The organism is Micromonospora desertarenae (assembly GCF_056150265.1).
In genome coordinates this window covers 1-13883 of sequence record NZ_JAXCFQ010000009.1, presented here as the reverse complement: position 1 = coordinate 13883, position 13883 = coordinate 1, and the positions used below count along the sequence as shown (strand labels likewise).

At 77.2% G+C, this 13883-nt stretch carries 9 protein-coding genes, 1 rRNA gene and 1 pseudogene; 2 read left to right on the top strand and 9 right to left on the bottom strand.

All coding sequences use genetic code 11. From position 1 onward, the window contains the following. Positions 1-39: 39 nt before the first annotated feature. Positions 40-1797 carry a DNA repair protein RecN gene (gene recN / locus SM577_RS19260; protein ID WP_302921254.1) on the bottom strand — a complete coding sequence of 586 codons (1758 nt, stop codon included), beginning with the start codon at positions 1795-1797 and terminating at the stop codon, positions 40-42. Positions 1798-1880: 83 nt separating this feature from the next. Here recN and SM577_RS19255 point away from each other — a divergent pair, with 83 nt between their 5' ends. Next, positions 1881-2864 carry a helix-turn-helix domain-containing protein gene (locus SM577_RS19255; RefSeq protein ID WP_302921253.1) on the top strand — a complete coding sequence of 328 codons (984 nt, stop codon included), beginning with the start codon at positions 1881-1883 and terminating at the stop codon, positions 2862-2864. A gap of 168 nt (positions 2865-3032) precedes the next feature. Here SM577_RS19255 and SM577_RS19250 read toward each other — a convergent pair whose 3' ends face one another. From SM577_RS19250 to SM577_RS19230, 5 genes are all read right to left on the bottom strand, one after another. Continuing rightward, positions 3033-6764 carry a S8 family serine peptidase gene (locus SM577_RS19250; protein WP_474587578.1) on the bottom strand — a complete coding sequence of 1244 codons (3732 nt, stop codon included), beginning with the start codon at positions 6762-6764 and terminating at the stop codon, positions 3033-3035. A gap of 271 nt (positions 6765-7035) precedes the next feature. Beyond that, positions 7036-7920, bottom strand: a complete 885-nt coding sequence (locus SM577_RS19245) for an NAD kinase (protein ID WP_088994705.1) — start codon at positions 7918-7920, stop codon at positions 7036-7038. A 64-nt stretch (positions 7921-7984) separates the two neighbouring features. Beyond that, on the bottom strand, positions 7985-8842 hold the full coding sequence (locus SM577_RS19240) for a TlyA family RNA methyltransferase (protein WP_474587577.1): 858 nt from the start codon (positions 8840-8842) through the stop codon (positions 7985-7987). Positions 8843-8861: 19 nt separating this feature from the next. Beyond that, positions 8862-9095 (bottom strand): hypothetical protein, encoded by a 234-nt coding sequence (locus SM577_RS19235; protein ID WP_474587734.1) that lies wholly within the window; start codon positions 9093-9095, stop codon positions 8862-8864. Between the two features lie 28 nt (positions 9096-9123). Continuing rightward, entirely contained in the window at positions 9124-9729 is a 606-nt protein-coding gene (locus SM577_RS19230) for a phasin family protein (protein WP_474587576.1), read from the bottom strand. A 112-nt stretch (positions 9730-9841) separates the two neighbouring features. On the opposite strand from SM577_RS19230, the gene SM577_RS19225 reads away from it, so the two are divergent. Continuing rightward, entirely contained in the window at positions 9842-10180 is a 339-nt protein-coding gene (locus SM577_RS19225; RefSeq protein ID WP_088994709.1) for an SCP2 sterol-binding domain-containing protein, read from the top strand. A 43-nt stretch (positions 10181-10223) separates the two neighbouring features. On the opposite strand, the gene SM577_RS19220 is transcribed toward SM577_RS19225, so the two are convergent. The 3 genes and pseudogenes from SM577_RS19220 to rrf form a co-directional block, all read right to left on the bottom strand. Then, positions 10224-11237 (bottom strand): HAD-IIA family hydrolase, encoded by a 1014-nt coding sequence (locus tag SM577_RS19220; RefSeq protein WP_302921247.1) that lies wholly within the window; start codon positions 11235-11237, stop codon positions 10224-10226. Between the two features lie 272 nt (positions 11238-11509). Then, a pseudogene (locus SM577_RS19215) lies at positions 11510-12361 on the bottom strand (hypothetical protein); the annotation flags it as partial. A gap of 1425 nt (positions 12362-13786) precedes the next feature. Then, a 5S ribosomal RNA gene (gene rrf, locus SM577_RS19210) occupies positions 13787-13883 on the bottom strand; the annotation flags it as partial.

The following is a 13883-nucleotide window of genomic DNA, read 5'->3' as shown; positions in this document are numbered from 1 at the left end:
GGGCGCGGCCCGGTGTGCCTGTGGTCACAATCGGCGGGGTCACGGCCGCCTTTCCCGGGCCGCCACCGCCAGCAACTCCTCGGCGTGGGCGATACCCAGATCCGAGTCCGGCAAACCGGCGAGCATCCGGGCCAGCTCGCGGGCGCGCTCGGTGTCCTCCACCACGCGTACCCCGCTGGTGGTGACCGCGCCCCCGGTGTCCTTGGCCACCACCAGGTGCCGGTCGGCGAACGCGGCCACCTGCGGCAGGTGGGTGACCACCAGCACCTGGTGGCTGCGGGCCAGCCGGGCCAGCCGGCGGCCGATCTCCACCGCGGCCTGCCCGCCGACCCCGGCGTCGACCTCGTCGAAGACCAGCGTGGGCGGGCCGCCGGAGCCGGCGAAGACCACCTCGATGGCGAGCATCACCCGGGACAGCTCACCGCCGGAGGCGCCCCGTTGCAGCGGCAGCGCCGGCGCGCCCGGGTGGGCCAGCAGGCGCAACTCGACCTCGTCGCCGCCGTCCGGGCCGACACCGACCTCGACCCCGTTGACCGGCAGCGTCGGCTCGGCCCGGCCGGCCGGGCGGGGCAACACCGCCACCTCGATCCGGGCGTGCGGCATGGCCAGCCCGGCCAGCTCGACGGTGACCTGCTCGGCGAACCGGGCGGCCGCCTCGCGGCGCGACGTCGACACCCGGCCGGCCAGGTCGGCCACCTCGCCGGCCAGCCGCTGGGCCTCCCGGTCCAGCTCGTCGAGGAGCTCGTCGGAGGTGTCCAGGTCGGACAGCCGGGTCCGGGCCCGCTCCGCCCAGGCGATCACCCCGTCGACGTCGTCGGCGTACTTGCGGGTCAGCGCGCGCAGCGCGGCCCGGCGCTCGTAGACGGTCTGCAACCGGGCCGGGTCGGCGTCGAGCGTGGCCAGGTAGGCGGAGAGCTCGGCGGAGACGTCGGCGACCAGGGTGGCCGCCTCCTCCAGCCGCGCCGCCAGCTCGCCCAGCGCCGGGTCGGTGCCGGCCTGCGCCTCCAGGGTGCGCCGCGCGGTGCCGAGCAGGGTGGTGGCGTCGGGCGTGTCGTCGGCCGCCTCCACCCCGCCGGCCACGCACTGCTGGGCCAGCCCGGCCGCGGTGCGCAGCCCCTCGGCGTGCTCCAGCCGCTGCGCCTCCGCCTTCAGCTCGTCGTCCTCGCCGGGTTGCGGGTCGACCCGGGTGATCTCGTCCAGGCCCAGCCGCAGCAGGTCGGCCTCCTGGTTGCGCTCGCGGGCGTTGCGCCGCCGGTCGGCCAGGTCGTCGACCACCCGCCGCCAGCCGGTGTAGGCCTCGCGCAGCGCGTCGAGCAGCTTCTCGTGCTCCGGGCCGGCGAACCGGTCGAGCGCGGCCCGCTGCTCGGCCGGGCGCAGCAGCCGCAGCTGGTCGGACTGGCCGTGCACGGCCACCACCTGCTCGCCCACCTCGCCGAGCATGGACACCGGCATGCTGCGGCCGCCCAGGTGCGCCCGGGACCGGCCCTCGACGGTGACCGTGCGGCTGAGCAGCACCGAGCCGTCCTCGTCCGGCTCGCCGCCCGCGTCGGTGATCCGGGCGTGCACCGTCTCGGCCACCCGGCCGGCCAGCCGCAGCCGCCCCTCCACCACGGCGCGGCCCGGCTCGGCCCGCACCCGCCCGGCGTCGGCCCGGCCGCCGAAGAGCAGGCCGAGGCCGGTCACCACCATGGTCTTGCCCGCACCGGTCTCGCCGGTGATGACGTTCATCCCGCCGGTCAACGGCAGCGTGGTGTCCTCGATGACGCCCAGTCCGGTGATGCGCAGCTCTTCCAGCACAGCACCCGACAGTAGACGCGGCCCCCGACAGTTGACCAGCCGGCGACGCCGGGGGCGGTCGGGGCGTCGTACAGTTCAGCCCCGTGTTGGACGTGATCGGCCTGACCGCGGACGAGGAGGAGCTGTACCGCTGCCTCGTCCAGCTCACCGTGGCCCGGGTCGACGAGCTGGCCCGGCGGCTGCGCCGCCCGCGCGCCGAGGTCGTCGCCCAGCTCGCCGCCCTGCGCGACCGGGGGCTGGTGCTGCCGACCGGACCCGACCCGGACGGGCCGGTGCGGCCGTTGGCGCCCGACGTCGCGCTCGGCGAGGCGCTGCTGCGCCGCCAGGAGGCGCTGGAGGCGGCCCGCGCGGCGGTCACCCGGCTGACCGAGGAGTACCGCGCCGGCCTGCGCCGGCACGACGCCGACCACCTGGTCGAGGTCATCACCGGCGCCGGGGTGCTCCGGGAGCGGCTGCGCGACCTGCAGAACTCGGCGCGCGACGAGGTGCTGTGGTTCTGCCGGGCCAACCCGCTGGCGATGCCCGGCGAGGAGAACGTCGAGGAGTTCGACGCGCTGGCCCGCGGGGTGCGCTACCGGGCCATCTACGAGCGGGAGATGCTCCTCGAACCAGGTGCGCTGGCCGACGTGGAGCGGGGCGTCCGCGCCGGCGAGCAGGCCCGGGTGCTGGACCGGCTGCCGGTCCGGCTGGCCATCGTGGACGCCCGGACGGCGATCTGCCCGCTGGTGCCCGACCGGGACAGCGGCGAGCCGACCGCCGCGGTGATCGGCAGCAGCCAGCTGCTCGACGCGCTGATCGCCCTCTTCGAGAGCCACTGGCGGGTGGCGATCCCGCTGCGCTCGGCCACCGCGCCGGCCGGTGGCGACGCCGACGGGTACCAGCCGGACGCCGACGAGGTGCGGCTGCTCTCGCTCTTCGTGGCCGGGGTGCCGGACAAGTCCATCGCCTCCCAGCTCGGGGTGAGCCGGCGTACCGTGCAGCGCCGGCTGGCCGACCTGATGACGGCCGCCGGGGTGGACACCCGCCCCGGGCTGGCCTACCAGGCCGCCCGGCGCGGCTGGCTCTGACCGCCGGCCCGGCCGCCGGCCGAGCCGCCGCCGGCCCCGCCACCCGAAGGCGGGGCCGGCGGCGGCGACTGGCCGCGGCCCGGTGACCGACCAGGCCCTGCCGGGCGGTCGGACGGGCCGGCGGGGCGTCCGCGCGGGTGAGGGGGGTCGACCCGCGCGGACGCCGGCTCAGCGCAGCCCGTACGCGTCGATCACGGTCTGGTCGACGACGTTGCCGGCGCGGTCGGCGGCGTGCACCCGCAGCGACACCGCTCCCGTGCCGGCCGGCACCAGCGCGGTGTAGCGGGTGCCGGAGCCGAGCACCGGCACCGACCGCCAGGTCGCGCCGGCGTCGAACGACACCTCCACCCGCAGGCTGGTGCCCTTCGGGGCCGGTACGCCGGCCGGCTGGCGCAGCGCCAGGCCGAGCCGGTGGCCGTGCCGGCCGGACACCTCGCCGCGCAGGTCGGCCGGCACCTGGTAGTCCACCTGGAGCAGCGGCAACGGCTGCGCGGCGTCACCGGTCGGCCGGGCCGAGCCGAACTGCCAGCTCGTCTCGGTCCGGGTGGCCCAGCGCCACTCCTCCGACGAGCGGCGGGTGGCCAGGTCCAGCCGGTAGCGGGCGGCCTGCGGCGTGGTCGCCACCGGCGCCCAGCCCCCGCCGAAGTCGGCGATCTGCTGCCCGTCCCGGCTGAGCCGGGCCTCGACCACGTCCTGCTCCTCGCTGGCGCCGGCGACGCCGTAGTGCCCGCCGGCGTCGACGAACTCGGCGACCCGCAGGTCCAGGGTGTCCCCGGTGCGCCGCGGCACCGGGGCGCCGGCGGCGGCCGGCACGGCCGGCCGGACCACCGGGCCGTACCAGGTCTCGGTGTCCCGGTCGGTGCCGGCGTACCGGCGGGGCTGCTGGGTCAGCCCGCCGAGCAGCCGCCCCCAGCTCGACCAGGTGAGCCGGTGCATCACCCGGTGCTGCCACCACGAGTCCCCGGCGCTGACCCACTCCTGCCGGGTGCTGCCGCTGCGCGCCGTCCGCTGGTCGTCGTTCCAGGAGTACTCCTGCCAGGGACGCCAACCGAACCGCTGCTCCTTGGTCCAGTCCAGCCCGCCGGTGTCGCCGTAGCGCGTGGTCACCTCGGCGGTGTTCGCCGCGGTCACCTTGTGCACGATCCGCTCGGGCACCCGGCCCTTCGACACCTGGAACACGTCGTACAGGTAGGGGCTGTCCACGGTCAGCGTCAGGTCCAGCGTCGCGCGCCCGGTGCGGGCCGCCGCGATCATCGGCTGGCCGTCGTCGTACGCGACCACCATGGCCGGGACGGGCAGCCGCTCGCCGACCGGGTTCCAGACCGTCCACGCGCTCCAGTCCGCCGGGCGGACGATGAGCACCACCGCCACGCCGGCCGCGGCGGCCGCGGCGACCTGCTCCTCCTCCGAGCGCTCCGGGTCGGTGCTCAGCAGCGCCGCGGCGCCCCGGGCCCGGGCCAGCTCGGCGGGGGTGCCGGTGCCGGCCCAGACCAGCGGCAGCTTCCGCCGCCCGGTGGGGGCCGGGGACTGGTGCAGCAGGTTGATGTCCAGCGGGCCGGCCACCTTGCTGACCGTGGCGTCCACCATCGGCTTGACCAGCTGCCAGCGGGAGGAGAACTCGAACTCGCCCCGGCTGACCGGGCGGGTCGGGGTCACGTTGACCTGCTGGACGGTGCTGAACGTCATCACCCCGTGGTCGACCTGCCGGCCGTTGCCGAAGACGCGGTGCTCGTAGAAGCTGATCGCCGCGCGCTGCTCCGCCGGCTTCGGCGTCTCGATCCGCACCGGGGTGCCCTTGCGCGGGTCGAGCAGCACGGTGAGGTCCCGGTCGACCATCAGCTCCGGGTCGGTGACCAGGGTGATCTGCTCGTCCAGCGGCGCGCCGTGCTCGATCAGCGCCTGGAGCAGGTACGGCCCCTCCTCGACCTGCACCTGCACGTCGCCGCCGAAGGTGTAGAGGAGCCGGTCCGACTCGGGGTGCTCACCGAAGAGGGTGATGACCGGCGCCGGGCCGGGCTGTCCGGTGATGCCCAGCGCGCGCAGGGTGACGGTGTGCTGCGGGCCGCTGAGGGTGAGCCCGACGGCGGTCCGTACCGAGACGCCGCCCGCGCCGGTCGCCACCAGCCAGCCGCCGTGCGGGCCGCGGTCCAGCCTGGCCGGGTCGGCCTTCAGCGGCACGGCGACGCTGCCGCCGGCCGGCACGGTCACCTCGCTGGCGCCGACGGACACGCCGTCGGCCTCGGCCGCGCCGCTGTCCAGGTTGCGCAGCTCCAGGGCGAGCCGCAGGGTCTGCGCCGCCGCGGTGCCGTTGGTGTACGTGACGGTCCGCTCGGCGGCCGCGTCGCCGGTCAGCCGGCCGAAGTCGGCCGTCGCCGAGCCGTACACCCGCTGGCCCAGCGCCCGGGGCACGTCGACCCGGCCGCCGCCCTGCTCGAAGACGGTCAGCTCGGGGTTGCCCTTCGCCGTGCTGACCAGCGCGTCCTTGAGCTGTGCGGCGGTCCAGTCCGGGTGTTCCTGGGCGAGGATGGCGGCCGCGCCGGCCACGTGCGGGGTGGCCATCGAGGTGCCGGACGCGCCCGTGTACGCCTCCCCGACCGGGGTGCCCATGCCGGTGCCCGCGGCCCGGGCGGCGACGATGCCGACGCCCGGCGCGGTGATCTCCGGCTTCAGGCCGCTGTCGCCGAGCCGGGGACCACGGCTGGAGAAGTCGGCCAGCTGGTCGGCACGGTCCACCGCGCCGACGGTGAGCGCCGCGCTCGCCGCGCCCGGGGTGCCGACGGTGCGGGCCGCGCCCTCGTTGCCGGCGGCGACCACGAAGAGCGCGCCGGTCTGCGCGGTCAGGTCGTTGAGCGCCTGGCTCATCGGGTCGGTGCCGTCGGTGGGGCCGCCGCCGAGGCTCATGTTGACCACCTTGGCGCCGGAGTGGACGGCCCACTCCATGCCCGCGATGATCGCCGACTCGTAGCCGCTGCCGCCGTCGTCGAGCACCTTGCCGACGAGCAGCTTCGCGCCGGGCGCCACGCCCTTGCGCAGCCCGTCGGAGGCCGCGCCGCTGCCGGCGATGGTGGCCGCCACGTGGGTGCCGTGGCCGTGCCCGTCGCGGGCGCTTCCGCTGCCGGAGAAGTCCTGGCTGCCGGCGATCCGGCCGGCCAGGTCGGGGTGGTCGGCGTCGGCGCCGGTGTCCAGCACCGCGACCCGCACCCCGGCGCCGTCCCGGCCGGCCGCCCAGGCCGCCGGCGCGCCGATCTGCGGCACGCTGTGCTCCAGCGCCGGGCGGACCCGCCCGTCCAGCCAGACCTGGGCGATGCCGGCGCCGAGCCGGGCCGGGCCGGCGGCGGCGGTACGACCGGCCGGCGCGGTCCGCAGCGAGGTCCACAGGCCGCCCAGGTCGTCCTTGCCGACCCGCAGGGACGCGCCGTTGATGCTCTCCAGCGGCCGGGCGGCGGTGGCCCCGGCCAGCGGGCGGACCCGGCCGGCGGCGGGCTCCTGGTAGCGGACGATCAGCGGCAGCGCGCCCTGGTCGGCGTCGCCGTACCCGTCGGCCGCCAGTTCCTGCACGTCGAAGAGGTCGGGGTCGAGCACCCCGGCGGAGAGGTACGGCACGACGTCGCTGGGGACGACCCGCACCCCGCCATCGACCTCGATGGTCTGGAAGGTGACCCGCTCGCGGCCGGGGCCGGGGCGGACGGTGGCGGCGACCCGACCCGGTGCGGCCGAGCTCAGCTCGACCTGGTCACCGGTGATCAGGGTGATCCGGACGGGCGCGGCGCCGCCCGGGGCGGGTGTGCCCGCGGTCGGACCGGTGGGTCGGGCGGGCGGGGCGGCGGACGCCGGGGCGGCGAGTCCGACCACCAGCGCGCCGACCGCGCCGGCGGCGAGCCAGCGTGGGGGCCAGTGCATGGGTGAGCTCCTCTACTCCAGGGCCGGCACCGGTGGGAAACCGACCGATCGGAGTCTGCGACGGAGATCATCGTGTGGTCACTAGCCGCGGTTGCCGCACCGGCGACATGTCGCCAGGTGGACACGCGCGCGAGGCCGGGCGTCGGCCCGGCGTTCACCGGTGGGCCGACGCGAGTCGGGCCGTTTCCGACGGCCGGCGCCGCCGGTCGAGGGCACTGTCGGCAGGCCGGCGCCGGTCGAGCCGGGCTGCCGGGGGCCGGACGGCCGGGGGTCAGCGGCGGGAGCCGCGCCAGCCGTGCACGGGCAGCCCGAACTTGGCCACCAGCCGGTCGGTGAAGGGGCGCGCCCGCAGCCGGACGATGCGCACCGGCAGCGCCCCGCGCCGCACCGTCACCCGGGCCCCGGGCGGCAGGTCGTAGACGCGCCGCCCGTCGCAGCTGAGCACCGCCAGGGTGGTGAACGGGTCGACGGTGATCGCGAAGGTGGAGGTGGGCGCGGTGACCAGCGGGCGGCTGAACAGCGCGTGCGCGCTGATCGGCACCAGCAGCAACGCCTCCACCTCGGGCCAGACCACCGGCCCGCCGCCGGAGAACGCGTACGCGGTGGAGCCGGTGGGGGTCGCGCAGACCACCCCGTCGCAGCCGTAACGGGACAGCGGCCGGCCGTCCACGTCGACGAGGAGTTCGAGCATCTGCGCCCGCTCGCCCTTCTCGACGCTGATCTCGTTGAGCGCCCAGGACTCGATCGTCGGGCCGCCGTCGAACTCGGCGGTGACGTCGAGGGTCAGCCGTTCGTCCACCGTGTAGTTGCGGCCGACCACGTCGCGGACCGCGCTGTCCAGGTCGTCGATCTCGGCCTCGGCGAGGAAGCCGACCTTGCCGAGGTTGATGCCGAGCAGCGGCACCTTCGCCGGCCGGGCCAGTTCGGCGGCGCGCAGGAAGGTGCCGTCCCCGCCGAGGGCGAAGACGATCTCGGCACCCTCGGCCGCCTTCGGGCCGGTCACCGGGATCACACCGGGCAGGTCGAGGTCGTCGGCCTCCTCGGCAACCACCCGCACCTCGAAGCCGGCCGCGATCAGGTCGGCCGCCACCGCCCGGGCATGCTCGGTGCTGCGCCGGCGGCCGGTGTGCGTCACCAGCAGGGCGGTCCGGCTCACCGGGCCGTCCGTTCCGACCCGGGCGCGGATCCGCCCCGCGCGTCCCCGCCGCTCGCGACCGCGCTCACCCGGCCACCTCCTCCGTCGCCGCGTCCGGCACGTCGCCGGACGCCGCCGGGCCGCTCGGCCCGGCCGCCACCACGGCCCGCACCCGCTCCGGGTCGGCCGGCGGTGCGTCCCGGCGTAACCATACGAAGAACTCGACGTTGCCGCTCGGCCCGGGCAGCGGGCTGGCGGCCACGTCGGCGAGGCCCAGACCGAGCTGCGCGGCGGCGGCCGCCACGTCCAGCACCGCCTCGGCCCGCAGCGCCGGGTCGCGGACCACCCCGCCCGCGCCGACCCGCTCCTTGCCCACCTCGAACTGCGGCTTGACCATCAGCGCCAGGTCGCCGTCGGCGCCGGTGCAGCCGGCCAGCGCCGGCAGCACCAGGCGCAGCGAGATGAACGACAGGTCGGCCACGGTCAGCTCGACCGGCCCGCCGATGGCCTCCGGGGTGAGCGTACGCACGTTGGTGCGCTCGAAGACGTGCACCCGGGCGTCGTTGCGCAGCGGCCAGGCGAGCTGGCCGTACCCGACGTCGACGGCGACCACCTCGGCCGCGCCGGCGCGCAGCAGCACGTCGGTGAAGCCGCCGGTGGAGGCGCCGGCGTCCAGGCAGCGCCGGCCGGCCACCCGCAGTCCGGGGCCGAACGCGGCCAGCGCGCCGGCCAGCTTGTGGCCGCCCCGGGAGACGTACTCCGAGCTGGGGTCCGCGCCGGTGACCAGCAACGGGTCGGCCGGGTCGACCATCGCGGCGGCCTTGCGGGCCGGCACCCCGCGCAGCTGCACCCGGCCGGCCTCCACCAGCGCGGCGGCCTGCTCCCGGGAGCGGGCCAGACCACGGCGGACGAGTTCGGCGTCCAGCCGGTTACGACGTGCCATGGGTGGTTCTCCGGTCTCCTCAGGCCTGGTCGATGGTGGCGAGGGTCTCCCGCAGCGTCTCGTAGGCCGCCTCGTACTGCGCGATCTGGTCCGCCGGGGGCAGGCCCGCCGCGTTGGCCATCGCTTGGACGGCGGCGTCGACGGCGGGGTGGCGGGCCTCGCCGGTGTCGTCGATCACCGCCGGGCGCGGCGCGCCCGGCGGTGGTCCGGGTCGGGGGCCCGGCGGCGGCCCGGGGCGCGCCGGGCCGGTCACCGCGGGCCTCGACGGGTCGGCGCGGGCCTCACTCGACACCGCCCGGCTGTTGCTTGCGCGGCGGCGCCTTCTTCACCGGCCGGGCCGGCTCGGCCCGGCCGGCCTCGTCCTGGGCCGGGGTGATGGTGGCCGGCGGCTTCTTTACCACTGCCTTCTTCGCGACCGCCTTCTTGGCCACGGCCTTCTTGGCCACCGCCTTCTTCGCGACGGCCTTGGTCGGGGCGGCCGTGGTCGGGGCGGCTGGTTCCGCCGCGCCCGCAGCCTCGGCACCCGGCGCCGCCTCGGCCGGCGCGCCCGCGGGCGCGGGGCCCGGGACCGGGCCGGACGGGCCGCCCTTGGCCTCGCGCAGCTGGCGCTCCAGCTCGTGCACCCGCCGGGTCAGCTCGGCGACCTCGTCGGCGGTGGCCAGGCCCACCGCGCCGAGGGCGCGGTCGACCTCGAACCGGACCAGCTTGGTCAGCGCCTCCCGGTTGGCGGCGCCGGTGGAGAGGAGTTCCTCGGCGAGGCCCTGGAGTTGGGCGGCGGTCGCCCCGCCGGAGCCGACGAGCCGGCGGACGGCGTCCTGGGCCTTCTTCCGGGGGGCCTCCGTCAGGCCCATGGCCAGCTCGAGGTAGGCGCGCCACGCGTCCTGCATGCCTGAGTCCTTCCGCGGGGTGGAGGTGTGCAGGTGTCACGCTACCGGGCCCGGCGGAGCACCTCGTGCGGTACGGTGCCGGGGACGGCGTGGCGAGCGGTGAGGGGGCGATGTGGCCAGCGTGGACGAGTGCCGACAGGCGTTGCAGGACCTGGCCGACCGGCTGGACCGCAACGCGGAGACGGTGCGGGAACGGGTCGACCTGGACCGCACGCTGGCCTGCCGGATCACCGACCTGGACACGGCCTTCCACGGGCGGATCGCCGACGGCCGGCTGGTCGAGATGACCGACGGCGACGACCCGAAGGCCAAGATCGCCCTGAGCACCAGCAGCGACGACCTGGTCGCCCTGGTCCGCGGCGAGCTGGACGTGACCCGTGCGGTGGCGTCCCGCCGGGTGTCGATCAAGGCGAGCCCGTTCGACCTGATGAAGCTGCGCAAGCTCCTCTGAGCGCCGGCGTCGGCCCGGCGGCTCCGGCTCGGCCGGGCCGCGCTCAGCCGGGCAGGCCGAGCGCGGTCAGGGCCGCGGCCGCCTCCGGCGACCCGGCGCGCACCGCCACCGGCCCGGTGGCCGACCAGGCGGCGCCGCAGAGCGCGGCCAGCGCGTCCAGCGGGCGACCCGACCCGGCCAGGTCCAGCCCGCCGTCGCGGGCCGCCACCGACCAACCCGTGGCGTCCGCCGGGCCCGGCACCCGGACCACGGCCGCCGGGTCGAAGAGCCCCGTCAGGTCCATCGAGACGTACGTGGGCCGGCGCCGCACCGGGGCGGCGAGCAGCTCGGCCGCGCCGCTGACCCCGGTCAGCACCAGCAGGCTGTCCAGGCCGGCCCGCCGGGCGCCCTCGATGTCGGTGTCCAGCCGGTCGCCCACCACCAGCGTCCGGCCCCGGCCGGCGCGGCGCGCGGCGGTGGCGAACAGCGCCGGTTCCGGCTTGCCGACCACCACGTCCGGGTCCCGCTCGAGCGCGGTCCGCAGCGCGGCCACCAGCGACCCGTTGCCCGGCAACGGGCCCCGGCCGCTGGGCAGGGTCCGGTCGGTGTTGGTGGCGATCCAGGTGGCCCCGCCCCGGACGGCCACCGCCGCCTCGGCCAGGTCCGCCCAGCCGACCTGCGGGCCGTACCCCTGCACGACCGCGACCGGGTCCTCCTCGGCCGTGGCGACCGGGGTCAGTCCGGCCGCGCGCAGTTCGGCGCGCAGCGCCTCCGCGCCGACCACCAGCACCGCGCTGCCGGCCGGGAACCGGTCGCGCAGCAGTTCGGCGGCGGCCGCCGCGGAGGTCAGCACCTCGTCGGCGCGGGCCGGCACGCCCATGCCGGTGAGCAGGTCGGCCACCTCGCTGGAGCGGCGCGAGGCGTTGTTGGTGGCGTACGCCACCAGCCGCCCCTCGCCGTGCAGCCGGGTGACCGCCTCGACCGCGCCGGGGATCGGCCGGTCGATCAGGTAGATCACCCCGTCCAGGTCGAAGACGACGAGGGCGTACCCGTCGACCAACCGCTCCCCGTCGATCACCGCCGGTCCGACTCCGCGTCGCCCGCCGCGTCGGCGCCGGTCGCCCGGTCGCCGCCGGTCGACACGCCCGTCGCCGGGCCCGGCTCCTCGCCGGCGGCCCGGAACGTCGCGGCCGGGACCCCGGCCGGCGCGTCGCCGGCGCTGGCCACCGACTGCGCCTCGGCCTCGGTCAGCTCGTCCTCGGCCAGGTCGTCCGTCGGCACCTCCGCCGCCTGCGGCTCGTCGCGCCACTCGGCGGCGTCGACGTCCGACCCGTCGCCGACCGCGTCGCGCTCGTCGGAGTCGGCCTGGTCGGCAGTGTCGCCCTCGTTGAGGCCGGCCTGGTCGCGCTCGTCGGAGTCGGCCTGGTCGGCGGTGTCGCCCTGGTCGGAGTCGGCCGCCGTGTCGCGCGGTCCGGTGCCGGCGAGGTCGCCGGCGTCGCCGGTGAGGTCCGCGTCCGGCATGGCCGGCACGGCGCCGGGGGCACCCGGGCCGGCGGCGATCTCCTCCGCCGACGCCTCGTCCTCGTCGTCGCCCTCGATCAGCACGCCGTCGAGTTCGAGCAGCCGCTCCGCGGCGTCGGTCTCGCCATCGGTGTCCACCTCGGCGGCCCGGGAGAACCACTCGCGGGCCTCCTCGCGCCGCCCGACCGCCAGCAGGGCGTCCGCGTACGCGTACCGCAGCCGGGCCGCCCACGGCTCGGTCGCCTCGCTGGTCAGCTCGCGGACCTGGAGCATCGCCACCGCGGCGTCCTTCTGACCCAGGTCACCCCGCGCGCCGGCGGCCACGATCAGCAGCTCGATGGCGGTGGCCTGGTCCAGCTTGTCGCGGTCCGCGCCACGGAACAGGTCGATCGCCCGCTCCGGCCGGCCCAGGGCCCGCTCGCAGTCCGCGAGCACCGCCAGGTGGCTCTGCAGCCCGGTCATCCGGTGGTACGTGCGCAGCTCGGCGATCGCGGTCTGCCACTCGCCCGCGTGGTACGCGGCCAGGCCCACCGCCTCGCGGACGGCCGCGATGCGGGACGCGAGCCGCCGGGCGGCCAGCGCGTGCGCCAGCGCCTCGGCCGGGTCCTCGTCGATCAGCTGACCGGTGGCGACCAGGTGCCGGGCGACCGTCTCCGCGACCGGCTTCGCCAGCGAGAGCAGCTCGGCGCGGACGTCCTTGTCGAGGTCGGTCGCGACGATCTCGTCCGGCAGCGCGGGCCCGCGCTCGGCCGCACCGGCCTCGGGACGCTCCCGCCGCTCGTCGCGGCGATCCCCGCCCCGGTACCCGCCGTCGCGGTCCCCGCGGAACCCGCCTTCCCGGCGGTCGCCACCACGGAAGCCGCCCTCACGGCGCTCGCCGCCCCGGAAGCCCTCCCGGTCACCGCCGCGGAAGCCGCCTTCCCGGCGGTCGCCACCGCGGAAGCCCTCGCGTTGGGCGCCGCCCTCACGGCGCTCGCCGCCGCGGAAGCCCTCTCGGTCGCCGCCACGGAAGCCGCCGTCACGGCGCTCGCCGCCACGGAAGCCGCCCTCGCGGCGCTCGCCACCACGGGAGTCACGGTCGCCGCCCCGGAACCCCTCACGCGGGGCGCCGCCCTCACGGCGGTCGCCACCCCGGAAGCCGCCCTCGTGGTCACCGCCACGGAAACCACCCTCGCGACGGTCCCCACCGCGGAAGCCGCCGTCACGGCGGTCGCCGCCGCGGAAGCCCTCGCGGTCACCGCCACGGAAGCCGCCCTCGCGGCGGTCGCCGCCGCGGAAGCCCTCACGCGGGGCGCCGCCCTCACGGCGGTCGCCACCCCGGAAGCCGCCCTCGCGGTCACCGCCACGGAAGCCGCCCTCGCGACGGTCACCGCCGCGGAAGCCCTCGCGGTCACCGCCACGGAAGCCACCCTCACGGCGGTGGCCACCGCGGAAGCCCTCACGCGGGGCGCCGCCCTCACGGCGGTCGCCACCCCGGAAGCCGCCCTCGCGGTCAGCACCACGGAAGCCACCCTCACGGCGGTCGCCACCGCGGAAGCCCTCACGCGGGGCGCCGCCCTCACGGCGGTCGCCACCCCGGAAGCCGCCCTCGCGGTCACCACCACGGAAACCACCCTCACGGCGGTCACCGCCACGGAAGCCCTCACGCGGGGCGCCGCCCTCACGGCGGTCGCCACCCCGGAAGCCGCCCTCGCGGTCACCACCACGGAAACCACCCTCACGGCGGTCCCCACCGCGGAAGCCGCCCTCACGGCGGTCGCCGCCGCGGAAGCCCTCACGGTCACCACCGCGGAAACCACCCTCACGGCGGTCGCCGCCGCGGAAGCCGCCCTCGCGGTCGCCGGCGTCCCGCCGGTAGCCGCCCGGCCGGAAATCGCCATCGCGCGGCCCGCCGCGGAAGCCGCCCTCGCGGCGGTCGCCGCCGCGCTGGCCGCCCCGGTCGTCACGGGCACGGCTGTCACGCCCACCCGGGCGGTCGTCGTAGCGGCGCGGACGGTCTCCGCCCTGCGGTCCTGAACTCACAGGTACATCCTTCCTGATTGCGCCACCTATGGCGCTACGCAGTCGAGGGCCGACCCGGATGGGGCGGCCCTCGACTGGAAGATTGTCCGGCGGTGTCCTACTCTCCCACACCCTCGCGAGTGCAGTACCATCGGCGCTGGAGGGCTTAGCTTCCGGGTTCGGAATGTGACCGGGCGTTTCC